Below are 25,394 nucleotides of genomic sequence, written 5' to 3'. Positions count from 1 at the left end.
TCGTCTGTGTTATATCATCAACACGCGCAATGCGCCCTCGCTGTACCAAGCCACTCTCAAACCGCGCAGTACGACAGTACCTATTGAGGGGGGCGGCATCGGTATCACGCCGGCATCCCGACCGTCCTCACCGGCGATCAACTGCAGCGCCAAAGCCAGATCCTCGACATGTCGGACCATTGGGCCAATCTGGCTGCGATAGTCACTGAACCAGCCAGGATGATCGAATACACCGGTGTTGGGTACGCAGCCACTGGCGGGTTTCAACGTGCTAACACCGCAGAAATGAGCAGGCACACGCAAGCTACCACCGGAATCACTGCCCAATCCCAATGGTGAAAGGCCAGCGGCAATTGCCGCAGCTTCGCCACCGCTGCTGCCTCCCGGGCTATGGAATAGAGAATGCGGGTTACGCGTAGCACCGTATATGGGGTTGTCGGTGACGACCCCGCCGCCCCCGGGTGGACAATTGCTTTTGCCAAGCAAGATCGCGCCGGCAGCTTTCATTCGCGTAACCACTACAGCGTCCTGCTTCGGTACTTATCGCACCCGATCGACCAAGCCGACTGCTGACACCACACCGCGAGTATCGATAACATCTTTGACCGTGAAGGGGACGCCATGCAGCGCTCCCCAGTACTCACCTTTGGCAACTGCTCGATCGGCTTCCCAGGCGCGCGCTAACGCCGTCTCGCCACACACCTGCACCAAGGCGTTGAGTGATGGGTTAAGCGCTTCGATACGTGCGAGGTAGGTGGACACAATGGATGTTGAGGAGAGCTCGCGCCGTTGAATCAATCTGGCAAGTTCAGAAGCTGAATGACGGAGTAATGAATATGGTAAAGACAATCGTGTTTGCTCCAATATTTTTACAGGCTTAAAGCATCATCGAAACGCGTAATTTCGGGCGAGGCCTGGCACCATCTGCCTGCTACGGGGCTTAATGCGGCTCATCTCGACAAAGTTTTGCGGAAAGGTTGCATTGCCGGCCTTGCTTTCTATCCTCAATCTTTACGTAACAGCACCCTCGTCACTTTCCGCTCTTCAACCTCGACAACGGTCATGCTCCACTCCTGCCAATTGTGCTTGTCTCCAATGATTCACAAGCGACCCGGCAGGTGCGTGACCAACCCTGCGAGCGTTTGTTAGTCATTGGTCGCCGTTGCTTGATAGCCATCGCGGGCAGCCCGCGATGCTTTTAACGTTTACGCAAACCTTCTAGCAACTTGGGTGTCGGGTAGCCATCCGCTGGCCAGCCGAACGACTGCTGAGCCGCACGGATCGCCTTACGGGTGTTGGTGCCGATGATGCCGTCAGCGTTGCCCGCTTCGAAGTTGTGGTTGCTCAACAGAGTTTGCAACTCCATTCGCTCTGAACGATTCAGCGGCAGGTCATCCTTGGGCCATTCGTTGGTGATTAAGCCTGCGCCTGTAAAACGCTCCGACAGCAAGTTCGCAGCTAATGCGTAGGACGACGAATTGTTGTACTTGACGGCCGCCCGGAAGTTGTCGAGGACCAGAAACCCCGGGCCGCGATAACCGGCCGGCAGCAGTAGGGCGGCAGACAGGTGTTCGGCACCTGGCGGCATGCTCGCGTTATTGGGTAGTTTCACGCCCAGTTGAATCCATTCGGCGACACTTTTGCGAATCTCGCCGTCGGCCAGCGAGTAATTGAATGTGTTCGGCAGCTCGATTTCGAAGCCCCACGGTTGACCTTTTTGCCAGCCCGAAATTTGCAAGTAGTGGGCGATTGAAGCCAGCGCATCGACAGGACTGTCCCAGATGTCTCGGCGACCGTCGCCATCGAAGTCTACTGCGAGATTGTTATAGGTGGTCGGGATGAATTGAGTCTGGCCCATGGCACCGGCCCAGGAACCGAGCATCTTCTCGGGCGTGATGTCACCCTGTTGCAGGATTTGTAGCGCCGCCAACAACTGCGCGTGGGCAAAGCCCTGGCGTCGACCTTCATAGGCCAATGTTGCCAGCGAGCGGATCACCGACTTGTTGCCCTGGAAGCTGCCGAAATTGCTTTCCATCCCCCAGAACGCCACTAGCGCCCGGCGGTCGACGCCATAACGTTGTTCGATGGTGGTCAGGGCGTCGGCGTATTGGTTGAGCAGCAGCTTACCCTTGCGAACGCGCAGTGCAGAGAGTGCGCCGTCGAGGTATTCCCACACCGGCCGGGAGAACTCCGGCTGGCTGCGGTCGGCGCGAACCACGCTCATGTCCGGTGTCACACCGGCAAAAGCACGGTCGAACAGGCTAGGATTAACGCCAGCGGCAAGTGCCTCCTTTCGGAAATCTGCCTGCCACTCCTCGAAGGTCTGCGTAGACTGGATGTCGATGTTGTCATCTGTTGACGTCACAGGCGCAACGATGGACGGGAGAGATGTGACAGGGACCGTCTGAAGCGGTTGGGCGTCGGCGACGGTTGGTTTTCCCGCGGAGACTACAAGCAAAATGAGGCTTGAGGCAGCAATCAGTTGGCACAAGTGCCAATGACGGGAAATACAAAAGGGCATGCTCAGGTCCAGAAAGTATGAATAGGGTGCCGACAATAACATATATGTGGCGTCTGTTTTAAGTAGGCGGAAAGTTATTAAGCTGAATCAATGGGGTTTTCGCTTGGATGTTGAAAAACAATAGCGGTAGTTATTTTTTGTATCAATGATCTGTATGAATTAATTAATCATTGTGATGCTTTTTTGAGACATGTCTTATAGCGCGGTGAGGCGGAGGGGTGATACTTTATTACATCTTTTTTTTCGAAAAAAATTTTAAGATGGTTTTCCCTGTGTATCGGCTATAACGATGAGGGCTTTGATCGTCTATCAGTATTGTGAGCAGCGGCGCTCAAGAAGTCGCTGGCCGAGTCAGGCATTTTTTCGCGCCACTGCCAGCGGCTTCTAAGGTTAATCGCATTGACGCATTCTTTATCGGCCTGTTTGAGCGCTTTGCCACGCTGATCGTAAACTCGAATATCTTTCCAGGCGTAATATTTATTGGTCTGATTGTCGACTTGAACAGGGGGGCGAGAGTTAGAGGGGCGAGCATTTTGATCAACTAGTTCGGCGAGCCTAAATCCCTAAGTTCTGGTCATGCTTGTTTCACTTATTGGTTTTCGATCCAGCTGTCGGGGTGGCTTTTTCTATTTACGTCACTAGCTTTAATATTCACTACAACGAGAGTGGCGTCGCGTGAATAATCGAATAATTATCGTTGAAGATCATCCAGCAGTCCGTATGGCGTTGCGCTTGCTTCTGTCGAGCGAGGGCTATGACGTGGTAGCAGAAACAGGAGACGGCGGCGAAGTGTTGGCCTTGGTCGAGCTGCATAATCCTTCGCTCATGATTCTGGATCTCGGTATTCCCACTGTCGACGGTCTGACGATTATTGGCCAATTGGCTGAGATGCAATCGCCGATAAAAATAGTCGTATTCACCGGGCTACCTTTGGAGGGGCTAGTCGTCCGCAGCAGACAAATGGGCGCCCATGGTTTTGTCCAAAAGAGCAGTGAGTTATCTGAATTGGTGTATGCCGTAAGAGCGGTACGGGCCGATGATGAGTATTTTTCGTCTGCACGCGGCTTGTCGCAAAACCACGAGATTGCGCAAGAGCAAGTATTGATAGAGCACTTATCGGCCCGCGAAAGTAACGTGATGAGGTGTCTGTTGCAGGGAAAGAAAAATAGCGAAATCGCCGAAATCATGAATTTGAACCGAAGGACGGTCAGTACATATAAAATGCGTATGTTCCGCAAGCTTCAGATCGCGGGAATGGCAGATTTGTACGCAATGGCAAAGCGCAACGGCATGCTTTGAACGGGGTATCGCCGTTCAAAGCTCCTTCAGGTGTTGATGCAGCTTGAATAATTCGATATCAGTACGGATGCCCAGTTTTCTGAAGGCGGACTGCTTTTGGCCGCTGATAGTTTTCCGGCTTCGGGAAAACTTCTCTGCCACTTGAGTGACTGACAAGCCCTCAAGGCAGCAGCGCAGGACCTCGCGCTCCTTGGGGGAAAGTCCGGGGTTGTCGACGAGGGTTTCATCCCAATTGTCGAGCTGTTTTTCTGCGCCGATGGGCTGTAGAGGTTGTTTGTCAAGCTCTGCCGTGGTGGTCGGAGCCATGTAAGTACGATCCATGGCCGCCATCCGCACGGCCTTCAGCAAATCCTCGGCCGGCTGTGTTTTTCCAACAAATCCATTGACCCCTGCGCGAATGCACATATTCACCGTGGCAGGCCTTTCAGTGGCCGAAAAAATCACGATCTTCACACTTGGGTGGCGCGAGCGTATCGATTGAATCAGGCGCAGCCCGTCAACCTCGCCGTCGGCCAGTTGATAATCGAGTATGAGCAAGTCCGGGGAGTGGAGGCGCAATCCTTCCAACAGGTCGCGGCTCGTGGTGTAAACGCCGGTTACTTTGAAGTCGGGTTCCATTGACAGGCGAATTTTCAACGCCTCACGAATCAACGCATGGTCATCCAATAGTGCAATTCGCAATGGTGAAATTACCGACCATCTCATCTTTTGGCCTCCTGGGCACGATGGGTAGGAATCGACTTACGTCGTTCGCAAGGCGTGAATCTTAATAGGGTTTAGCGTCGCCCTCAAAGAAATCAATAGCCTTCAGTGCCTCAGCTTAAGCGTTCTGTATTTTTCGTATCGTCCAGCAATGAGGTTTTCGTTCAATTTTGAGACAAGTCTCGTTTTTGCCTTGTTGTGCCTTAACCGGGCTGTGTCTGCGGCGACCGATAGCGTTTCCATGTTTTTGGTTGTGGTTGAACAGCCAACTCCCTGTTGGTAGTAGATCGCGGGGCGCAAGATGGGTGTCTACAATATTTATCCGCAGGCAACTTCATCCCGGCGACAGAAGACATCCTATTTTTGCAGTTAGGTGAGAGCAAATACGGCCGGCCTGTTCTGGATCGTAATCTGTCATACAAGACTTCGATCGAGAAAGGTCTGCGTTGTGGCCTGACCTGCTTCGACTCGACCATGCAAAGTAACCTGTCGGTGGGCATGCCTCTGGATGTGCTGGTGTGCAGAAAGGACGGCTTTGCCGAGGCAAAGAGCTACCGCATTACCAGCAGCGACTCGTACTTCGTTCGTCTCCGTGCGCAATGGGCCGCCGGACAGCATGACATGCTTGTCGAGCTACCTGATCCACCTGATGTTTACATGAGCACTTGCGCGGGATAGAGCTTTCTTTTACTGGATTTCAAAACAAAAACACCCGATGCACTGCATCGGGTGTCGGGGTTGCGTTTATTTATTTCCGGTTAGTCTTCAATGGCGGTCTCAGTCGTTGCGACATGCGTCAGCAGATCGCCTGGCTGACAATTCAGATAGCTGCAAATCGCATCCAGAGTCGCCAGTCGAAACCCCTTCACTTTGCCTTGTTTAAGCAGGGATAGATTCTGTTCCGTGATGCCGATGGCAATTGCCAGATCCTTGGATTTGACCTTGCGTTGAGCCAGCATCACATCGAGTTTTATTTCAATGGTCATGGCTTGGCCCTAGATGAATTGCTTGTTTTCTTGAGCCAAGGCGCTTCCTCTTTGATGAATGCGGGCAACGACCATCAGCGAGGCAGCGAGGAAGAGACTGAGCAGATCCGATGCATTAAAGGCGATCGTGAGAAACCCTTGGCCTGGAGGTTGAAGCAAGGTCATCCAGACGCTCATTGCCGGAGTCAGCACGAAACTCACAAGTACCCACAGGATCACAGCGAACCCTACCTTGCCGAGCAGAGTGGCTGATCTCTCCGCGAAATATTGCCCTTCACCGTACAGCTCAAACAAGCGGCACAAGGAGATCAAGCCATTAGCCAGAATCAGCAAAGGAATACTGGACAGGAATAAACCACCTGCAATTTGCCACCAAGGCATGTTCCCGACATCGACATTCAGGTTTGCATTTAGGCCTGTCGCCGTCAGGTTGAAGCCCATGTCGTACTGCCGCGCAAACTCCGGAAAAATCCAGAAGGCGGTGTTCAGTACGAGCATGCCGACTATCAAAAATTTAGTGAGCTTTGCCATCAAGCGACTGCGGCGGGCTAATTCATCATTGGTCATCGAAAAAGCATCCTGTTCGGTTCAGTTTTTGTTCCCTTTACTCCGATCTATCGTGCTCGTTCGCGGTGAAGACTGATAGAGGTGAGGGGATTGTTATGACTGTGTTGCAGTCATAAATTACTGTATTGCGATAATTTATCAATGTCAACGTGTTTGCCCGCTTCCAATCCACGCTGACTGCAAGCTTCTTCCGTTTACCTGCCGCGCGCATCTGTCTGGCTTGTTTTGAGACACGTCTCATATCGGCTGAGCCTCGCGCCAAAGATCATTGCCATCACTGACTTATGTATTAAGCAGCAATGTGAAATTTGATCAATCAAGCCAACCAATCACCTCGGATTCTTCAGGAGAGGCGGTTCGAAGACTTGGCTAATTTGGCCCGAGAGGTATCAAAGTTGAGCACAAACGCAGTCAACGTAGCCGTCGTGGATGGCAAGACTATTAGCGAAGCGACAGAGCTTCGAGTCGCGAAATCGGGTGAGCCCGTCCGGATCAAGGCGGTCACCAATGGCAAATACGTACTCGCCGAAGGTGATAAGGGGGTTGCGCCTGAAAACATTACCGTCAAACGGGTCGGCAAGGATCTGCATGTCGCGCTGGAAGGCACCAACCCGGATCAGCCACAGCTGATCATCGAAGGGTTCTACGATACTCAGGGCCAGTTGGTCGGCATGGCAGAAGACGGCTCTTTCCACGAATACGTTGCCTCGAACGCCTTGCAAGACCACAGCGCGGCGTTCCTCATCGAGGACGTAGCCGCACCGCAAGTGCTCGCAACGGAATCGATGGCCAGCATGAGTGGCGGCTTGGTTTCCGCCGGCGGTATGAGTTGGGTCGGCGGTATGGGATGGGTTGGCGCTGGCCTGATGGGATTGGCAGGCATAGGCTTGTTGGGGGCCGCTTACGCGATGACCAACAACGATGACGAGAAAGACGATTCGCCTCCGTTGAGCACGCCAAACGTCAGCGATATCACAGACGATGTCGGCAACAAGACAGGCCCGATCAAAAACGGTGACTCCACCGACGACACCACGCCCACTTTCAACGGCACGGGCAACCCGGGAAATATCATCATTATTCGCGACGGCGACAAGATCATTGGCGAAGCGGTTGTCGGTGCGGATGGTACTTGGTCGTTCACGCCATCAACGCCGATGGGTGCCGGGGCGCACAGCATTACCTTTACCGAGAAAAATCCGCTGGGCATTGAAAGCACGCCTTCGACCAGCGTTGACTTCACGATTGACCTGGCGGCACCGGGCAAGGTCGCGATCAACGAAGTGCTGGATGACGTTGCTGGCTCGCAAGGTCCGTTGGCGCAAAACAGCGTGACCAATGACAGCACGCCGACGCTCAGCGGCCAGGCGGAACCTGGTTCCACAGTCGATATTTACGCCAACGGGGTAAAAATTGGCGAAGCCCCGGTCGATGCCAACGGCAATTGGGTGTTTACCCCGTCGCCAGCACTTGCCGACGGTACTTACGAGTTCTCGGTGGTTGCCGTGGATGCCGCGGGAAACAGTGGGCTGGCGTCCGATCCCTTCGTGCTGACCATTGATGCGTCCGCGCCGGGCAAACCGGGTGAGGGTGGCCTGGGTGGCATCGATAGCGTCATCGATGACGTTAATCTGGTTACCGGTCCGATCGCCAACGGTGGTTTGACCAACGACAGCACCCCGACCTTGAGCGGTGGCAATCAACAGCCGGGCGACATTGTGAACATCTTGAACAATGGCGTTGTTATTGGCACCGCGACTGTCAAGAGTGACGGCACCTGGTCGTATACCCCCGGTCAACCGCTTGCTGATGACACGTATAACTTCAGCATGTCAGTGACCGACGCTGCCGGAAACACCAGCCCGCCTTCCGATCCCTACGCCATCATCGTGGACTCCCTTGCCCCGGGCAAGCCGGGCGCGGGTGGTCTGGGTGGCATCGATAGCGTCATCGATGACGTTAATCTGGGGACCGGTCCGATCGCCAATGGCGGCATTACCAACGACAACACCCCGACCTTTAGCGGCAGCAATCAAACGCCGGGCGACACGGTCACTATCAGCGACAGCAACGGCATGATCATCGGCACCGCAGTGGTGCAACCCGACGGTAGCTGGTCGGTTTCGACGACCACGCCATTGGTTGACGGTACGTATGACATCATCATGGTTGTCAATGATCCGGCGGGCAACGCCAGTCTTCCCTCCGACCCGCATACAATCACCGTCGAAACCGCGGCGCCTCTGGCTCAAGCCATTGTCGAAAGCATGGACAAGGATGCCGGCGCCAGTGACTTCCTGACCAATAACGGCAGCGCCGGCCGCTTGATCGAAGGCTCGCTGACATCAGCACTGATTGCAGGCGAAAAGGTTCAGGTTTCCACCGACGGTGGTACGACCTGGTTCGATGCACTGCTCAATGCTGACGGTACCTGGAGCTTCCTCGACCTGACAGCGCACACGGGCGACTGGACTATCCAGACGCGGGTGGTGGATGCAGCGGGCAACTTCACTACCAGCAGCCAGGATGTCTTTCTGGACACCGTGGGCCCGAGTGCACCGACTTCCCTGGACTTCAATGGCTCGGTGGTCACCGTTAACTTCGATGGGAATGGCTTAGAAGTAGGCGACAAGGTTCAGATCGTGGTCGGGGATCAACGTTTTGAAGTTGAGCTGACGCAAGCGCAGATCGATGCAGGATCAGTGGACGTCACGACGGTTGCTGGCGCGGCGATGACCAACTCCGAAGCACTAATCATCGATGCGGCGGGCAATGCTTCTCAGCATCTGATGCCTGAATTGGAGACGGTTGACTTTGAGGCTGTGCCTGTAGGTGGCGTGCCTGCCGGCGGCACACAGAATTTTGGTGGCTTCACATTTGACTGGGGGGGCGCTCCAACAGATACCAGCCATGGAGTCCTCGCAGCAGGGGTGTCTTTCAGTGGCATCACAACTCCATCACGGGGATTAGGTTTTACTACGACGGCCTCCGCTGGCAATCCGACCATCACCCTGAATAATGGTGTGGAGGCGGGAGCAATGTCATTTCTGGTTGGGCAGGCTACTCGCCCCATCACATTGAACTTTTATGACGCCATTGGTGGTCTGGTGCACACAGTGGCGTTGCCTCCTGTACCGGCAGGTTTTCAGGAAGTGAATTTCCAGCTCCCGAACGGCCTGACATTCACGACGGTGGAGTTCGCTGGAACGGATAGTGATTGGCTGTGGGTTGATGATTTCAAATTCTCCAACGGCAGCTTCAACTACATGGATCCCCCGGCCACTCAAGAGATCGATGGCACCGGTGCCTACTATGGCGACGATGTAGACAACGTATTTACAGTGAGCGACACCGCCCACTTGAATGACGCCAGCAGCGTCATCAACGGCGAAGCCGGCGTCGATACCTTGAGCCTCACCGGCGCTGGCCAGGTTCTGAATCTGGACAGCATCGCCGGCAAGCTGGAGTCCATCGAAGTCATCGACATCACCGGCACCGGCAACAACACGTTGAATCTGTCGTTGGGCGATGTCCTCGCACAGGGCGAGACCTCGTTGTTTGTTGATGATGGCCATGTGCAAATGATGATCAAGGGCAACGCCGGCGATGTGGTCAATCTGGATGATCTGCTGTCGGGTACCAACGATCCGGGTGACTGGTCCGCGCAGGGCAACGTGACCGTCGGTGGTGTGGTGTACGACGTGTATTCGCACTCTTCGGTGGATGCAGAATTGCTCGTGCAACAGGGCGTTACCACCAACCTGGTGTAAGCCGGGCGAGCTTTCCGTTTCTTTCTATTTGAATAATCTCAAGCGGGCACCGGACGGTGCCCGCCGTGGAGTCATGAGCATGGTCAAGCGTATTTCTCTGTTAAAAATCGCACTGTTGGGAATGGCATTGTGCAGCGCGCCCAAGGTGTTGGCTGTTGAAGCCTTCGGCAGCAACTACTCGGCAGTTGCCCCGGTGTCTTCTGCGCAAGCGCAAGTAGTGGTGTTCCGGCCTGCGACGAGCGATTCCCCAAACGACGCGATCAATGTGTATGTGGACCGTAAGTTCCACACAGCGCTGTTGCCCGGTGGTTTCTCGACATTATGCGTTGCCGCCGGCGCGCACACACTCAGTGCAAGCCGACACGATGCGCATTCCATTAACCTGGCAGGTGGCCTGACCTATTTCCTTGAGCTCGATGACGACATCACTCAACCTTCGCAGTTCGTCAGACAGGACAAGGCCGAACAACAGCTGGCCGGTATGCGTCAGCAAATTCAGGCGCTGTCTCGGGCATCGACTGTGCAGACTTGCAACTATCAACAGGAAGCCGTAACTGCCTTGAATTAAGTCCGGCAGTTTCAACGTGTGGATAGCACTGCCGCGAAACGGTGGGCTATCCGCGAGTTGGCAAGTGCAAATCAGGATAATTCCTGTATCGCTAAAAGTGCGGCGCCGTTATTTTTCGGTCGTTACATCATTGAAGACTAGCGGTGGACATGGGTGCATCATTGACGTCGGATCGAACGCGACGCTCGGGCAAATTTGACTGGTCAATGGGAGCGAGAATACGTTGATTATCTACTATGTTGGGTAGGTTGGAGCTTCATGGAACTCAATCGGAAGAAGCCTAGTGAGCTATTATCTATTTTTGGAGTGCTACGGAAAGACCGGAAACCGCTTGCTACCGGCGCGCTCAGGGGCCCTTTTATCAGATACTGGTTAGTCCATGACCGGTGTCCACCAATCCGGTCTTTTGTTCCATCAGCTGAACTGCAAGTGTGCAAATACCATTGAGTCCGGTTGAGCGATCAGCCTTTGGTGCGATGGGATAGCCGGGTGGTCCAGTTGAGACACGCAACATACCTATACACATATCGCTTAGACGAAGTACATACTTACGCAATCACAATATGGTTGCTGTTCATATCCCATGCTCTTAATGTAGCCCTGCAGAGCACTACGTCGTCAAAAAATTGAAAACGAGAGGTGTGCCCGCATTCGTGTCCCGAAGCGCTCTCATGAGAGCCGCATGCAGTGGTTCTAGGATCGAGAGGATCACCAGTTATATGCAGGGCCAGCGGGTGGTTGTGCGTGTCGACGCGCATCGCTGATGATGCATACGGTCAACAGCGTCGGCGCTATATACGCCGGTCATTGTTTTACATTCACGACTTTAAGACAGGTCTTGCATCGCGGTTCGCAAGGGTCAGAGTATTTTATGGGTGCCATTTAAATAATTGAGCATCAATCATGAATTACTCATTACCTACCAGCAGTATGATGAGAGTGTTGGTCGCCGATCCTAACTTCGAACAACGGGTTGTCATTGACAAATCTTTAGGGTTTTTAGGGTATTTTAGAGTCTGCCCTGTTGCGTCTTTTGATGAATTGATCAATCTGACCCATTACAGTCCAAATTTTTATGATCGTTTTGATTTGCTGATTATCAATGCTGAACTTGTTTCAAGTGCGGGGCGTGACGTTGTTAACTTTGTCATGAATAATCCTCGCTTGAAGCATGTGCTTATCTCCGGCCCTCATGGTCGGCCAAAGGATTACCAACCATTAACCAGCGGTCCGCAGCATCAGGTGCGGCTGGTCGATACGGTCAACTACTATGTATTGGTCGATTTTCTCTTGTTGATAGATAAAACCTTGAAATATAGAAGAGTGAGTGAAATCCGTGCCTGTGTTGCGGATGCTCAGTATCCGGTTACGAAACATCGGATAGCGGGTTTTCAGTCATGAGTGACGGTTGGAGGCATCCTGGCAATCTTGCAAGTCATTACGCGATGAATAATCGAATACTCATCGTCGAAGATCACCCGGCCGTTTGCATGGCGCTGCGCATTTTGCTGGCCAGCGAAGGGTTCGATGTCGTGGCAGAAACGGGTGATGGTGCGCAGGCGCTGGAATTGTTGGAGACACTTGCGCCCTCCACCATGATATTGGACCTGGGCATCGCCTCGATGGATGGGCTGACAGTTATCAGTGAGGTCACCGCCAAACGCTTTCCAGTGAAAATCATTGTGTCGACGGGGCGGTTGTCCACCAACCTGGATGTGCATTGCATGCAGCTGGGCGCTCACGGGTTTGTCGACAAGAAAAAAGATTTGTCGCAGTTGATCCATGCGGTGAGGGCTGTCCGAGTCGGTGAACTCTATTTTCCGACTTTATCCCCGTCACAGAGCAATACGAGCCACTGGATCAATTAGCGTCCCAGGCTCAAAGGCTTTTTCAATCGAGTTGTTAACCCATCAGGGCCCTACCACTTTTCTGCGCTACCGTTGGCGCCTGCGCAAATGCATAGGGTGACGATGCCCAGCCCCTCCTATGCCGACTCAATACCCATCCTCAATTTCAGCGCCTTGGTTTAAGTCCCCCTTATTTCGGTTAGTCCCCAGCTGTCAGTTCTTGGGTGCTTTTTGAGACAAGTCTCGTTTTCGTGTCTGGGCGCGCGGGTCAAAATCCCCTTCACCCAGGAAACATCATGATCCGAAGGCAACGCCACTCCAGGAGCATTTGATTTCTGAGTGTCACCCATGAGCGTCGCCGCAGGCTTACCAAAACTCAGGACTTCGTGAATGTCGACTACTAGCTCGTCCGAAAACCCAGTCACGGATGCTCAACCCGCACCTTTGCCCCAGGCCGAAACTCAAGCCCATACTCAACCCCAAACCCAGGACACCTTGCTGCAGTGTGTTTCCTGGCTATGTGATTACTACTCAACAGGGCGTTCGTATCAGGTATTGACGGCGGGGCTGCCCAAGGCCGGGGTGCTTTCTCCTTCTTTGGCGCTTGCAAGCTTGGCCAACGCCGGGCTGTCGGCGGGGCTGGTGGAGCGTCGGGCGCAGGCGTTGCCGGCGCAACTGGTGCCGATGATATTGCTGCGCAAGGATCATGGCGGCTGCATTTTGCTGGAGCGCCGCAAAGATCCGGCGGACAAGGATAAGCGTGCCTTTGTGTATTCGGTGATCCTGCCCGAGATCAGTAATGACCCCGTCGAGTTAAGCCAGACCGACGTGGATGAGCTGTACGCAGGCTTTGCCATTCTCGCCAAGCTCAAAGCCAAGGTAGACAAGCGCGCCGGGGAAGAACTCGCGAAGCCGGCCGGCCATTGGTTGTTGAGTACCCTGTGGCGTTATCGCCGTTATTACCGCAGTGCCGCGATCGGTGCGGTGCTGATCAACGTCCTGGCTTTGGCCAGCATCTTTTTCACCATGAACGTCTATGACCGCGTGGTGCCCAACCAGGCGTTCGTGACCTTATGGTCGCTGGCAATCGGTGTCGCCATCGCGATGGTCTTCGAGGCCATCGCCCGTTACGTGCGCGCGCATCTGCTGGACGTGGCGGGAAAGAAGGCCGACCTGGTGCTGGGGACGTTGTTGTTTCGGCAGGCCCTGTCGATTCAGATGGAACACAAACCGGCGTCTTCCGGATCCTTTGCCAACCAGTTGCGCGAATTCGAAGCGGTACGTGATTTCGCGACCTCGGCAACTTTGGCGGCGATCTCGGACCTGCCCTTTGTCTTGATGTTTGTCGCTGTGATCTTCGTCATCGGCGGCCCACTGGGTTGGATTCCGTTGTTACTGATTCCTTTGATCATCGGCATCAGCATCATTATCCAGTGGCCATTGGCACGAACCATGAAGGAAAACCTGCGCGAGTCCTCACTTAAACAAGGCGTGCTGATCGAGTCGATCGAAGGCCTCGAGACACTCAAGGCAGTAGGCGGTGAAGCCTATATGCAGCGTCGCTGGGAAACCTTCAGTGCCTTGTCGGCTGCGACCTCCATGAAGTCTCGGGAACTCACGAGCATAGCCACCGGTACGGTCGCATTCTTTCAGCAGATTCAGACCGTTGCCTTGATTGTGGTCGGCGTCTACCTGATTGATGCGGGCGACCTGACCATGGGCGCCTTGATCGCCACAGTGATGCTCGCCGGTCGAGCTACGGCGCCGCTGGGGCAGGTGGTGGGCCTGGCTGTGCGTTTTCAGCAAGCGAAGGCGGCCATGCAATCGCTCAATGGTCTGATGGCGTTGCCGGTTGACCGCGATAGCCTGCGTGAGTACCTGCCCAAACCCATGATCGAAGGCCAACTGACGCTGAAAAATGTCGGCTTTGCTTATCCGGCACCACCAATGCAGCCAAATCCTCCAGTGCTGCAAGGTATCAACCTGAGCATCGAACCGGGTGAGCGAGTGGCGATTCTCGGCCGCATCGGGAGTGGAAAATCCACGCTGCTGCGCGTGATGGCGCGTCTGTATTCACCGGTCGACGGGCAAATGTTCAGTTCAGGGTTGGACGTCAATCAGATCGACCCGGCCGACTGGCGCAAGGCATGTGGTTACGTAGGACAAGACGCTCGCCTGTTCTACGGTTCATTGCGCGAGAACGTCATGATCGGCCGCCCTGAAGCGACCGCCGATGAGTTTCTGCGGGTGTTGCGATTGAGTGGGCTGGACCAGGTGGCCGCCCGTCACCCGCAAGGCATCAATCTGCCGATCGGTGAAATGGGTGAAGGTTTGTCGGGGGGGCAAAGGCAGTTGGTGTCCCTGGCCCGCACGCTGCTGGCGCGTCCGCAGCTATTGCTGCTGGATGAGCCGACCAGTGCCATGGATACCCAGACCGAGGCGATGTTTTTGCAACATCTGCAAAGAGCGACGCAAGGGCAGACCCTGGTGGTGGTGACGCACCGTCCCTCGCTGCTGGCCCTTGTCCAGCGCATCGTCGTGGTCGAGGACGGCAAGGTCGTCGCCGATGGGCCCAAAGACACTGTCCTTGCCGCGATGAACGCCAATAACCGCAAACCGACGGCTGCGAAGGGCGCTGCCGAACGTCCCGCTTCCGGCAGCGCGTCATCCATGACTGTGCACGCGACAAGACCTGCAGCTGTGCCGGTTGCCGAGGCCGGATCGACAACATCGCAGGTGGCTCAATGATCAGGAAATTCTTTGGGCGCAGTGAGAGCGCCGCGCTGCAACCCGGCGATGCCGCGTACATGAACGACATTCAGGAATCGCTGCTGACCCAGACCACGCCCGGTTCGAAATTGATATTGCATCTGATCGGCGCCGTCCTGATCGGGGCGCTGGTGTGGGCGTATTTCGCCCGAGTCGAGGAAATCACCATGGGTGAAGCGAAGATCATTTCCAAGAGCCGCGAGCAAATCATCCAGAGCCTCGAGGGCGGGATCCTCGCGGAAATGAACGTGCGCGAAGGCGACGTGGTGGAGAAGGGGCAGGTGTTGCTCAAGATCGATCCGACCCGTGCCCAGGCCAGTTATCGCGAAGCCTTGTCGAAGGTCATTGGTCTGAAGGCCAGCATCACCCGGCTGCGGGCGGAGGCTTATCAGCAGCCCCTTGAGTTCGAAGAGATGGTGAAAGCCGACGAGGCGGTGGTGCAGCAAGAAACCCAAGCCTACAACGCACGTAAAAATGCCTTGAACGAGAGCATCAGCGCGCTGCAGAAAAGCTACGCGCTGTCCAGCCGGGAGATTCAGTTGGCGGAGCCGCTCGCGGCAAAAGGATTGATGTCGGAAGTGGAAATCTTGCGTATGCGCCGTCAGGCCAACGAAATCAAGTCGCAGATCGTCGAGCGGGTCAACCGCTATCAGGCCGAGGCCAACTCGGACCTGGCCAAGTTCGAATTGGAGCTGTCGCAAACCAGCGAAAACCTGGTCGGCCGGGCTGATGTGGTCGAGCGCACAACGGTGACGGCGCCGGTGCGTGGCACGGTGAAGAACGTGCGTGTGAATACCCAAGGCGGTGTGATCCAGCCCGGCGAGCCCATTCTGGAAATTGTGCCGTTGGAGGATCAGTTATTGGTTGAAGGAAAAATCCGCCCGGCCGATGTTGCGTTCCTGCGACCGGGCCTGCCGGCCACCGTGAAAATCACGGCTTACGATTACAGCATCTATGGCGGCCTGAAAGGTCAGGTCGAGCACATCAGCCCGGATACTTTGAAGGATGATCAAAAAGCCGCTGCCGGTCGTCCCGACGATACCTATTACCGGGTGCTGGTACTGACTGAAACCAGCTCGCTGGAAGCGGGAGGCAAGTCCTTGCCGATCATTCCCGGAATGGTCGCCTCTGTGGAAATCCGCACCGGCGAGAAAACCATTCTCGACTACCTGCTCAAGCCCGTGCTCAAGGCACGGGAAGCTTTTCGGGAGCGATAGACATGGTGCGTAATTCTTGCAGTTTTCCACTGAATTCGATTGCTCGGTGGGTATCGGTATGGGTACTGGCCGGGATGCATGTCGGTGTCACGCAGGCTGACGACGAACTGTTGCAGTTCACGCCGGAACCGACGTCAGCGGAACAGCGCCGGCCCGCCGCTGCGAGCAGTGCGGCAAAGAAAGTAGCCAATGACGGCACGCTTGCATTCACCCAGGTGGTGCCGGCGGGCAGGGCGTCCATTGAGAAGGCCTCTGAGGTCGATTCCGTTGTATCGGGCAAGTCAGGCGGGCGGGTTACTGCCCGGGAGCCTTTGCGTCAGGCGGACCCAAAGGTCGGCAGCGTCTCCGCCCTGGCTTATACCGGTCTGCCGAGTCGTATGGCTGAGCGTGCACGCAATGGCCATATAGTCGTCGGCCCGTCGGAGCGGGAGTTGCAGGCGATTTTCCGTCGAGCGGTGGAGGCCGCTGTGGCGCGCAGCCCCGCCGTGCTGCGTTCCAGCGGACAGCAACAGGCCGCGGTTTCCGATGTAGAAGCGGCAGAGGGTCAACGTTGGCCGCAGATTGATGTGGGCACCCAGACCCAGGCCTTGCAGTTCGGCAAAGGCTCTGAAAACGAGCAGGGTTCCGGCGGCGTCAATGTGGCAGTGTCCACCATGCTGTATGACTGGGGGCGGGTCGACAATACGATTGAAAGTCGCAAACGGTTGGCCTCTGCCGCCGATGAAAATCTCGCCGCCGAAAAGGAAAACATCGGCTTTGAGGTGGTGATGACCCTGGTCGAACTGGGCAAGCAACGCATCATTGGTGATCTCAGCCAGGACTTCGCCAACCGCATGACAGAACTGGTGGATATGCTGGCCGGCATCGTGGCTGTGGACCCCGGCCGCACAAGCGAATTGACCCAAGCGAAGGCGCGGCTACTGCAAGCCCAGGCCCTGCGCGATACGGCGGGGGCGAAGGCGAGGGATGCTGAAATCACCTTGCACAAGCTGGTGGGCGAGCGCCAGGTCGCCATTCCGGACAAGCGCGAATGGAACATCGGACTCACTGATCTGCAGCGATTGCTGGCTGCCGCGCAGAATCACCCGACCATTCTTCAGGCTGCCGCGCAGGCAGAATCGGCGGAGCTCGAGGCAAAGGCTGTGCGAGCGTCGGGTTTGCCGCAACTGAACTGGATCGTCAGTAAGAACACCGCTGAAGATTCACTCGGCCGCGAGCAGGCGTGGCAGACCAATCTGAGCATGAGCTGGGCCGCGTTCCGCGGTGGCTCGACCCGCGCCTCGGAGCGGGCGGCCCTTCAGCGTGCCGACGCCAGCCATCACGAAACCGCTCAGCAGCGTCGGGATTTGGAATTCAAGATTCGCACCGCTGACAATGATGCACGTACTCAACTGGAGCGGGCCGAGTTGTACCGCAATCTATCGGTGGAATCAGATCGTATTCGCGAAGCCTTTTACTTACAGTGGCACCATTTGGGAAAGCGCACCCTGCTTGACGTTCTCACGGCCGAAAACGACCATTACGGCAATCAGGTCAGTGAAATCACCAATCGCTTTGATGGCTATCAATCTATCCTGCGCCAATATGCCAGTGCCGGGACGCTCACACAGTGGTTGCAAGGCAAGGAATGAACTTCAAAAGCCGTGGACGCACATCTTACGTCGTACCCATGACTTGTGTTTCCGCTTATTCAGGATCTAGATTCCTTTGAAAAAGATGCCCGTTTTCCACTTGTGCATTTCCCTCAGCTTGTGATCTTAATTATTAAAGTCTGTCGCGAAAGAATAAAGTCTGTAGGGGGGCTAAGCACCCTGAGTGCCTGATACATCGAGGGAGATTGCTCGATTTTTTACTATGCGAGTCAGAAAGGAGGCTAATTTCTGCGGATAAGTGTGATATCCGGGGATCTTGGGAGTAGTAGCTAGGTGATTTAATTTATTGGAGGGCAAGCTACATGCTAATAGTCATGCGCTTACAAATGTACTGGAATGTCTGCCCCAGGTGATTCTCATTCATTTTTCATTCGGCATGATAGCCAAGCTTTGATAGATGTGATCGATATGACCATCATCCGAGGTAGCCATTATAGAGGTGTCAAGTTCAGGCTCCAGCTTTCTCGTGCTGCACGAATGAAATCGCCTCGTAAGGTATAAGGTTGGTGTTGACCATCATCAATCTTCCCAAGCGCCAAATTCTCATGTTCGAGGCTACACCTCGAGAGCTGCGCTTGTCCGCTCGGGAAAGGTCGGAGTTACTCGTGTTGGCGCAATATGAAAGTTAGTACAACCGACGCACTGGCTGTGGCGACTAGTGGCTATTGCCTAACAGATTGCGATCACACCAATCTTAGAGTCGAATTTGAGACGAATCTCATTTTTTGATGGAAGGGAACCTGTCAAAGTTTCACTCGATTGGCATGTACCGAAATATTCACGACCGCACAATTAGGTCTTGCTACAAGGCTCGCTTATTTCGCGCATATTGTGAGAACCCTCTGTGGCAACGCAAACCGCGGTCATCCTCATAGTGCAAGGCGACCCTTTCAAGGTAAGCACGCCGCGATACTGCCTTTCAGATAAATAGCGCGCAACCAAACGTGACAAGGATCATTATTATGAAAAAAGAACTCATTGCTCTTGCACTGCTAGCCGGTTCCACCTCCGCCGGTGTCGCCAGCGCCGCTGACGGAAAACTAAACTTCACCGGTAACATTAGCGCTACCACTTGTACTATTACACCGGTTACCGGAGTGCAAACGGTGGATTTCAAAACGGTCAGTGCGGCTGGTCTGGCCAACGTGGGTGATTCTTCTTCTCCAACTAAGATTGAAATCGTGCTCACCAGCTGCCCTGTCGCACTGACTTCGGCCACTGTAAAGTTTGATGGTCCAACGGATGGAGCGAACCCAAGTCTGTTGGGCATTCCAACGGGAAGCGGTGTCGCCACTGGCGTGGCTATCGGTTTATATGAGGACGATTCCTCCACCCTCATTCCAATTGGCACCCCATCTGCCAGCAATGCGCTTTCGTCCTCTGGCGATACTACCTTGACTTTCTATGCCAAGTTGGTGGCTACCGGAACAGTCGTCCCAGGGTCGACGATTGCCTCCAGCGATTTCACGATCAATTATAACTAACAGGCTCGGTGTGCCGAGCGCCTAAATAACAGGGGGCTCGGCATAGCATTTTTTCGTCAAAGACAAATGATTTGTCTCTGGAGCCTTCTGGAAAATTTGTATGCAAGGAGAACTAATCAATGAATTGGCCAAAGTCCGTTTGCGTTGCCGGTTGTCTCATTGGCGTGGCTCATAGCGCTTGGGCAGGCGTGATTGTGGGGGGAACCCGAGTGATTTATGACGGTTCGAAAAAAGAAGCCTCCATCTCCGTTAGTAACCCTGAAAAAACAACCCCCTATCTGATTCAGTCCTGGGTGGAGGATTCATCGGCTGTGGGCACGGGAAAAGCCCCCTTTATCATCACGCCACCGTTGTTTCGCCTGGACGCCGGACAGGAGAACATGCTTCGCATCATTCGTACTGGAGGACAGTTACCTGAGGATAAAGAGTCGGTTTTCTGGATGAATATCAAGTCCATTTCTCCCTCTGAAGAGTCGAGTACCAACCAACTTCAACTGGCGGTGAAAACACGTATTAAGTTGTTCTATCGCCCGGCCGGTCTGCGTGGAGAACCCGCCGAAGCTTATAAGGCGCTGACATTTTCTCGCGTCGGAAATCAATTGAAAGTCAATAATTCGACGCCCTACAATGTTTCTTTTTTTCGCGTAAGTGTGGGTGATAAAGAAGTCAAGGATGCAGGCATGGTGGCCCCGCAAAGTTCACTGACTTGGACATTGCCACAAGGCGCGGTTGGCCCGGTCGGTTGGCAGGCGATTAACGATTTTGGTGGTGTGACTCCAGCCGCCGGCGCGCCTCTCTGAAACCTGGTTTCTGTTTATCCCCCCTATTTAATTCCCGTTCGCTGGAACAACTACCCGCTTTTGTGTGGATGTCGCTGTGCTGCATGAAGTTGGGTGGAGATCGTTAGTATGAGAAAACATTGTAATAATCACGCGCCCTTTCGAGAAGAGAGCGGCTTACCATTTGTTTTCAAGCCCACTCCTCTAGCGTCGTTGATCACCGCACAGTTGGTTTTGGGTGTGGTAGTGCTGCCTTCATCAGTGTTGGCGGCGGATTATTTCAATCCCCAAGCGTTGGAAATTGGTGCGCCAGGACAGAAGTCTATTGATCTAGGGCAATTCTCCAAGCAGGGGGGGCAGCTGCCCGGCACTTATAGGGTCGATATCTATATGAACGATAATCGGCTCACCACGCGAGACGTCAACTTTGTCGATATCGATGGTCAGTTGCAGCCCGAGTTGAACCCGCAGCAATTGCAAGAGATGGGGGTAAAGCTGGATGCCTTTCCGACGTTGAGTCAACTGCCTGCATCAAGCATCATCAGTAAGTTGTCCGACTATATTCCAGATGCCAGCAGCCGCTTTGATTTCACTCAGCAACGCTTGGATGTCAGCATACCTCAGGCGGCACTTACCAGCGAGGCCCGAGGGTACGTGGACCCCATGCTCTGGGATCAAGGGCTTACAGCCGGGCTGTTGAATTACAGTTTCAGCGGTGCCAATACTTCACACAACGACAATTCGGGTACCGATGACAGTTATTACCTGAACTTGCGCAGCGGGTTGAACCTGGGTGAGTGGCGATTACGCAACTACTCCACCTACAACGCCAACTTCGGCAAGAGTAACTGGGCGACCCTTGACAGTTACGCCCAGCGCGATGTTCACGCGTTGAAAGGCCAGCTGACGTTGGGTGACAGCTCAACCCCCAGCGATGTGTTCAACAGTGTTTTGTTTCGTGGTGCGCAACTGGCCTCGGACGACAACATGTTTCCCGACAGCCTCAAAGGGTTTGCGCCCGTCGTGCGCGGTATCGCCAAAAGCAATGCCCAAGTTACCGTGCGGCAAAATGGCTACATCATCTATCAGACGTACGTACCGGCAGGCGCTTTCACGATTACCGATTTGTATCCCACGTCATCCAGTGGTGACATGGAAGTGACCATTACCGAGGCGGATGGTAGCGAGCGTCGTTCTGTTCAACCCTTTTCCGCAGTACCGGTCATGGTCCGCGAAGGGCGCTTGAAGTATTCGTTGACCGCAGGTGAGTACCGTTCGAAGAACACTGAGAGCAGAACGCCGACCTTTGCACAAGGTACGCTGATTTATGGCTTGCCCCATGGTTTCACCATGTATGGTGGACTGTTGAAGTCAGAAAGTTATGCCGCAAGTAGCCTTGGCGTCGGTAAAGGATTTGGTGACTGGGGGTCGCTTTCTGTGGACGTGACTCAAGCCAAGACCGGACTGCTCGATGGCTCTGACCACAGTGGTCAGTCCTATCGTTTCCAATACGCGAAAGATATCGAGGCCACGGGCACCAGTTTTACCTTGGCGGGGTACCGTTACTCCACCAGCGGTTACTATGACTTTCAGGAAGCCAACGAGATCGATCCGGCGAACTTCAACGACTGGCGTGGAACCTACAACAAACGCAGCAGGGCCCAGCTCTATATCAACCAAGCCCTAGGCGATTACGGTAACTTTTACGTCAACGGCTATCAACAGGATTTCTGGCGCCAGAGCGGGTTCGAGCGCAGCGTGACGGCGGGCTATAACCTGAGCCATCGCGGCGTTACTTACGGAGTGAGCTACACCTACACCCAGGCACCCGGCAATAGCGGCAACAATGACAATGATCAGCAGTTGGCATTCAGCGTGCAGGTGCCCTTGGGCAATACCCTGCCTAACAGCTGGGCGAGTTACAACCTCAATACCAACAAACAGGGGCAAACGTCTCAAGATGTGGGCCTGAGCGGCACTGCGCTGGCGGATAACAACCTTAACTACAACGTACAACAGGCCTATGCCAACCAAGGGGTGGGCAGTAGTGGTAGCGCCAGCGCCAACTACCAGGGCACCTATGGTGAAGCCCGAGCCGGTTACAACTACGACTACAGCTCGCAGCAGTTGAACTACGGGCTGCAAGGCGGAATCGTGGCGCACCCTTACGGCGTGACGTTCTCTCAACAACAGGGTGAAACCCTTGCCCTGGTGCGCGCACCCGGTGCCGCTGGTGCCAAGGTTCAAAACAATACCGGTGTTAACACTGACTGGCGTGGTTATGCCGTGGTGCCGTATGTCAGTACCTATCGCCGAAACCGCGTGGCGTTGGACACGGAGTCGCTGGCTGACGACGTCGATATCGATACCAATACCAAAACGGTGATTCCTACCAAGGGAGCGGTGGTGTTGGCCGATTTCCAAACCCGGGTCGGCAGCCGTGCTCTGATCACCCTCAGTCATTTGGGTAAACCTGTGCCATTTGGAGCCAGTGCCACTTTAGTGGAGGTTTCCACCGACTCACCAAACAGCGCGGTGGTTGGTCTGGCCGGTGAAGCTTATCTGAGTGGTGTGCCGGAGTCGGGGAAAATATTTGTGCGGTGGGGGGATGGGGTCGACCAACAATGTACGGCGGACTTTACCTTGCCTTCTCAGGTTGAAAAACAAGGGGCTTTCAGCGCCATCCGTACATTATCGACAAGCTGCAGATAGGGGAAACAGATTCATGACCATTTTTAAAATTAATTCCTTAATTAGTCCCATGAAGCTCCTGGGTTATACCGGTGTCGTAGTGCTTTTAAGTACCTTCTCGAACGCAGTTTTGGCAGCATGTTATTTTACTAATGGTGTAACTTCGGAGTTGAGCAGGACTGTCAATTTTGGTCCGGTTGTCGTACAGCGAGACAGCCCGATTGGAACGGTCTTAGCGAAAAAAAATACCGGTGCCTATAATGGTGCAGTCTCATTCTTTGGCTGTAGTACAGCTTGGACATATCAATGGTCGCCTTGGCGATTTACCACTGTTAGCAGCTACGGTAATAATGTTTATAATACTAATATTGATGGTGTCGGTATTCGTACAACAAATACATCTTCTGGTGCGGTTGTGCCTTATCTTCAACCTGCTCCAGGTAACTCGTTTGTTTCTATTGAGGGGGTGCAAGTTGAACTTGTTAAAACAGTAGCGGGTGCCGTTGGGGCGGGAACGCTTACGCTTGGTAGCGTGGCCAGAGCCTCTATCTGGAATCAGTTTTATACAGCAAATGTCGCATTGTCCGGTACTAATACGATCGTCCCGGTGGCGTGCTCGGTCACGAATAGCTCCATTCCCGTCCCCATGGGAAATAATATACCGCTCACCGATTTTACAGGACCTGGAAGTACGGTGGCCGAAAGGTCGTTCGATATTCCGCTGGATTGTGATGCCAATACAAAAATCCAACTTACACTTAATGGTAACCCAGACGGTTCCGGTGTTGCAGGAGTATTGGCGCTGGATCCGTTTCCCTCTGAAACCGTCGCAACTGGTGTGGGGCTGCAGTTGCTCCACAATGGTACGCCGGTCACGCTGGGAACCCCTATTGCGGTAGGGACAGTGCCCAGCAACGGCATGTACTCCATCCCTTTAGTGGCGCGTTATTACCAGAGCGGCGCGACCGTCACTGGAGGGAAGGCCAACAGTACGGCAACTTTTACCCTGACTTATAACTAAGAGAGTTAAAGGGCTGTTTTAATGTGCAAGGTGGCGTGGCTGGCAATTAGAACCTGTTAGTCACGCAAGCAGTTTTTGCATGTTGTCTCTCCCCTTGGCAGCAACGAATACGTTGTGAGGCCTCTGGCTAAGGATGTTGGGTTCCTCTCGTTCAACGGAAGTGTTTGACATTACCATGTTCAGGGACCTGTTTGGGCACTGCAATGGGTGCTAGCGGCAGTAAGACTTCTCTAAATGCAACTTAGAGGATGTTTACCATGGAGTTGGCCTTGTATGGAAACGATGGCGGCAAAGTAGCGAAGCGGATGATTGCTATGGCTGTGTTGTTCGGATTAAGTTTGAGTTTCCCTTCGTATGTCTTGGCATCGTTCATTGACTGGAGTTTTAGCGCTATGAGTGGTCGGTAGTTGTCGCCGTTGCGAATTGTTCTGGTCGATGATCATGCGTTGATTCGTCAAGCGTTGGAGAACCGTCTAGCGCTGGAGCCCAACTTCAATGTCGTGGGGGGCTTCACACGAGTCGTGAGTTGATGGAGGGGGGGCGTGACGAACCAGCCGACCTGCTGATACTTGATTATCAGTTGACCGATGGTGCGCTCTATGGGTTAACACCAACGGCATCATTGGGACCACTACCCGCAAGGCGATCGGTACTACTCGCAGTCGTTCGACTTGCCGGCTGACGGCTACCCGACTCCCGAGTTTCTGGAAGCTTTGTCTAACCGCTAAAAGCATCGAGGCATCATGGCTTTGCCGTCATAAAATCCGCTACAGTTGGCTATGGTCCACAAGACGCCCCGGTTACCAAGTGGCCCTGAGCGCACCGTGGCCATTCCTGACAAACGCGAATGGAGCATCGGACTCACTAATCTGCAGCGATTGTTGGCTGCCGCGCAGAATCACCCGACCATTCTTCAGGCTGCCGCGCAGGCAGAATCGGCGGAGCTCGAGGCAAAGGCTGTGCGAGCGTCGGGTTTGCCGCAACTGAACTGGATCGTCAGTAAGAACACCGCTGAAGATTCACTCGGCCGCGAGCAGGCGTGGCAGACCAATCTGAGCATGAGCTGGGCCGCGTTCCGCGGTGGCTCCACTCGAGCGTCGGAGCGCGCGGCCCTTCAGCGTGCCGACGCCAGCCGGCACGAAACCGCACAGCAGCGTCGCGACCTGGAATTCAAGATTCGCACCGCGGATAATGATGCGCGCACTCAACTGGAGCGGGCCGAGTTGTACCGCAATCTATCGGCGGAATCAGATCGTATTCGCGAAGCCTTTTACTTACAGTGGCACCATTTGGGAAAGCGCACCCTGCTTGACGTTCTCACTGCCGAAAACGACCATTACGGCAATCAGGTCAGTGAAATCACCAATCGCTTTGATGGCTATCAATCTATCCTGCGCCAATACGCCAGTGCCGGGACGCTCACACAGTGGTTGCAAGGCAAGGAATGAACTTCAAAAGCCGAGGACGCACATCTTACGTAGTACCCATGACTTGTGTTTCCGCTCACTCAGGATCTAGATC

Annotated in this window: 17 protein-coding genes and 2 pseudogenes; 13 read left to right on the top strand and 6 right to left on the bottom strand. The window is 54.4% G+C overall.

Annotation, left to right across the window (positions count from 1 at the left end):
• Nucleotides 1-9: 9 nt before the first annotated feature.
• The 3 genes and pseudogenes from ACA043_RS19025 to ACA043_RS19015 all read right to left on the bottom strand — a co-directional run bounded on the left by ACA043_RS19025 (nucleotide 10) and on the right by ACA043_RS19015 (nucleotide 2,521).
• A pseudogene (locus ACA043_RS19025) lies at nucleotides 10-762 on the bottom strand (amidase).
• A gap of 242 nt (nucleotides 763-1,004) precedes the next feature.
• Nucleotides 1,005-1,181: pseudogene (locus ACA043_RS19020) on the bottom strand (transporter associated domain-containing protein); the annotation flags it as partial.
• Between the two features lie 17 nt (nucleotides 1,182-1,198).
• A complete protein-coding gene (locus ACA043_RS19015; RefSeq protein ID WP_497657679.1) occupies nucleotides 1,199-2,521 on the bottom strand; it encodes a lytic murein transglycosylase in 1,323 nt (440 codons plus the stop codon).
• Nucleotides 2,522-3,196: 675 nt separating this feature from the next.
• On the opposite strand from ACA043_RS19015, the gene ACA043_RS19010 reads away from it, so the two are divergent.
• Nucleotides 3,197-3,820 (top strand): response regulator, encoded by a 624-nt coding sequence (locus ACA043_RS19010; protein WP_497657678.1) that lies wholly within the window; start codon nucleotides 3,197-3,199, stop codon nucleotides 3,818-3,820.
• Between the two features lie 15 nt (nucleotides 3,821-3,835).
• Here ACA043_RS19010 and ACA043_RS19005 read toward each other — a convergent pair whose 3' ends face one another.
• From ACA043_RS19005 to ACA043_RS18995, 3 genes are all read right to left on the bottom strand, one after another.
• Nucleotides 3,836-4,525: a response regulator transcription factor gene (locus ACA043_RS19005; protein ID WP_497614751.1), complete on the bottom strand. Its 690-nt coding sequence runs from the start codon at nucleotides 4,523-4,525 to the stop codon at nucleotides 3,836-3,838.
• Nucleotides 4,526-5,280: 755 nt separating this feature from the next.
• Entirely contained in the window at nucleotides 5,281-5,508 is a 228-nt protein-coding gene (locus ACA043_RS19000; protein ID WP_497614749.1) for a helix-turn-helix domain-containing protein, read from the bottom strand.
• 9 nt (nucleotides 5,509-5,517) lie between these two features.
• Complete coding sequence (locus ACA043_RS18995) at nucleotides 5,518-6,075, bottom strand: DUF2975 domain-containing protein (RefSeq protein WP_497614747.1); 558 nt, start codon at nucleotides 6,073-6,075, stop codon at nucleotides 5,518-5,520.
• 425 nt (nucleotides 6,076-6,500) lie between these two features.
• On the opposite strand from ACA043_RS18995, the gene ACA043_RS18990 reads away from it, so the two are divergent.
• The 12 genes from ACA043_RS18990 (at nucleotide 6,501) to ACA043_RS18935 (ending at nucleotide 25,321) form a co-directional block, all read left to right on the top strand.
• Entirely contained in the window at nucleotides 6,501-9,845 is a 3,345-nt protein-coding gene (locus ACA043_RS18990; protein ID WP_497657677.1) for an Ig-like domain-containing protein, read from the top strand.
• Nucleotides 9,846-9,924: 79 nt separating this feature from the next.
• Nucleotides 9,925-10,413: a hypothetical protein gene (locus tag ACA043_RS18985; protein WP_497657676.1), complete on the top strand. Its 489-nt coding sequence runs from the start codon at nucleotides 9,925-9,927 to the stop codon at nucleotides 10,411-10,413.
• A gap of 903 nt (nucleotides 10,414-11,316) precedes the next feature.
• Nucleotides 11,317-11,814, top strand: a complete 498-nt coding sequence (locus ACA043_RS18980; RefSeq protein ID WP_497614739.1) for a hypothetical protein — start codon at nucleotides 11,317-11,319, stop codon at nucleotides 11,812-11,814.
• Nucleotides 11,811-12,281, top strand: a complete 471-nt coding sequence (locus ACA043_RS18975) for a response regulator (RefSeq protein ID WP_497657675.1) — start codon at nucleotides 11,811-11,813, stop codon at nucleotides 12,279-12,281. Before ACA043_RS18980 ends, ACA043_RS18975 begins: the two co-directional genes overlap by 4 nt.
• Nucleotides 12,282-12,650: 369 nt before the next feature.
• Nucleotides 12,651-15,008, top strand: coding sequence for a type I secretion system permease/ATPase (locus tag ACA043_RS18970; RefSeq protein ID WP_497657674.1), 2,358 nt, complete (start codon nucleotides 12,651-12,653; stop codon nucleotides 15,006-15,008).
• Entirely contained in the window at nucleotides 15,005-16,246 is a 1,242-nt protein-coding gene (locus ACA043_RS18965; RefSeq protein ID WP_497614734.1) for an HlyD family type I secretion periplasmic adaptor subunit, read from the top strand. Before ACA043_RS18970 ends, ACA043_RS18965 begins: the two co-directional genes overlap by 4 nt.
• A 2-nt stretch (nucleotides 16,247-16,248) precedes the next feature.
• Entirely contained in the window at nucleotides 16,249-17,877 is a 1,629-nt protein-coding gene (locus ACA043_RS18960) for a TolC family protein (RefSeq protein ID WP_497657673.1), read from the top strand.
• Between the two features lie 983 nt (nucleotides 17,878-18,860).
• Entirely contained in the window at nucleotides 18,861-19,382 is a 522-nt protein-coding gene (locus tag ACA043_RS18955; RefSeq protein WP_497657672.1) for a fimbrial protein, read from the top strand.
• Between the two features lie 119 nt (nucleotides 19,383-19,501).
• Nucleotides 19,502-20,182: a fimbrial biogenesis chaperone gene (locus ACA043_RS18950; RefSeq protein WP_497657671.1), complete on the top strand. Its 681-nt coding sequence runs from the start codon at nucleotides 19,502-19,504 to the stop codon at nucleotides 20,180-20,182.
• A 108-nt stretch (nucleotides 20,183-20,290) separates the two neighbouring features.
• Nucleotides 20,291-22,873 carry a fimbria/pilus outer membrane usher protein gene (locus tag ACA043_RS18945; RefSeq protein ID WP_497657670.1) on the top strand — a complete coding sequence of 861 codons (2,583 nt, stop codon included), beginning with the start codon at nucleotides 20,291-20,293 and terminating at the stop codon, nucleotides 22,871-22,873.
• Nucleotides 22,874-22,886: 13 nt separating this feature from the next.
• On the top strand, nucleotides 22,887-23,873 hold the full coding sequence (locus tag ACA043_RS18940) for a fimbrial protein (protein ID WP_497657669.1): 987 nt from the start codon (nucleotides 22,887-22,889) through the stop codon (nucleotides 23,871-23,873).
• Nucleotides 23,874-24,697: 824 nt separating this feature from the next.
• Nucleotides 24,698-25,321: a TolC family protein gene (locus tag ACA043_RS18935; RefSeq protein WP_497657668.1), complete on the top strand. Its 624-nt coding sequence runs from the start codon at nucleotides 24,698-24,700 to the stop codon at nucleotides 25,319-25,321.
• Nucleotides 25,322-25,394 lie beyond the last annotated feature (73 nt).

The organism is Pseudomonas sp. LBUM1648, from assembly GCF_059716145.1.
This window is presented reverse-complemented; position numbering and strand designations above follow the sequence as displayed.

Bases quoted from the DNA above. Each gene is read 5' to 3' on its own strand.
- ACA043_RS19015 (WP_497657679.1), bottom strand. From the start codon at position 2,521: ATGCCCTTTTGTATTTCCCGTCATTGGCACTTGTGCCAACTGATTGCT.
- ACA043_RS19005 (WP_497614751.1), bottom strand. From the start codon at position 4,525: ATGAGATGGTCGGTAATTTCACCATTGCGAATTGCACTATTGGATGAC.
- ACA043_RS19000 (WP_497614749.1), bottom strand. From the start codon at position 5,508: ATGACCATTGAAATAAAACTCGATGTGATGCTGGCTCAACGCAAGGTC.
- ACA043_RS18995 (WP_497614747.1), bottom strand. From the start codon at position 6,075: ATGACCAATGATGAATTAGCCCGCCGCAGTCGCTTGATGGCAAAGCTC.
- ACA043_RS18985 (WP_497657676.1), top strand. From the start codon at position 9,925: ATGGTCAAGCGTATTTCTCTGTTAAAAATCGCACTGTTGGGAATGGCA.
- ACA043_RS18980 (WP_497614739.1), top strand. From the start codon at position 11,317: ATGAATTACTCATTACCTACCAGCAGTATGATGAGAGTGTTGGTCGCC.
- ACA043_RS18975 (WP_497657675.1), top strand. From the start codon at position 11,811: ATGAGTGACGGTTGGAGGCATCCTGGCAATCTTGCAAGTCATTACGCG.
- ACA043_RS18970 (WP_497657674.1), top strand. From the start codon at position 12,651: ATGTCGACTACTAGCTCGTCCGAAAACCCAGTCACGGATGCTCAACCC.
- ACA043_RS18965 (WP_497614734.1), top strand. From the start codon at position 15,005: ATGATCAGGAAATTCTTTGGGCGCAGTGAGAGCGCCGCGCTGCAACCC.
- ACA043_RS18960 (WP_497657673.1), top strand. From the start codon at position 16,249: ATGGTGCGTAATTCTTGCAGTTTTCCACTGAATTCGATTGCTCGGTGG.
- ACA043_RS18955 (WP_497657672.1), top strand. From the start codon at position 18,861: ATGAAAAAAGAACTCATTGCTCTTGCACTGCTAGCCGGTTCCACCTCC.
- ACA043_RS18950 (WP_497657671.1), top strand. From the start codon at position 19,502: ATGAATTGGCCAAAGTCCGTTTGCGTTGCCGGTTGTCTCATTGGCGTG.
- ACA043_RS18945 (WP_497657670.1), top strand. From the start codon at position 20,291: ATGAGAAAACATTGTAATAATCACGCGCCCTTTCGAGAAGAGAGCGGC.
- ACA043_RS18940 (WP_497657669.1), top strand. From the start codon at position 22,887: ATGACCATTTTTAAAATTAATTCCTTAATTAGTCCCATGAAGCTCCTG.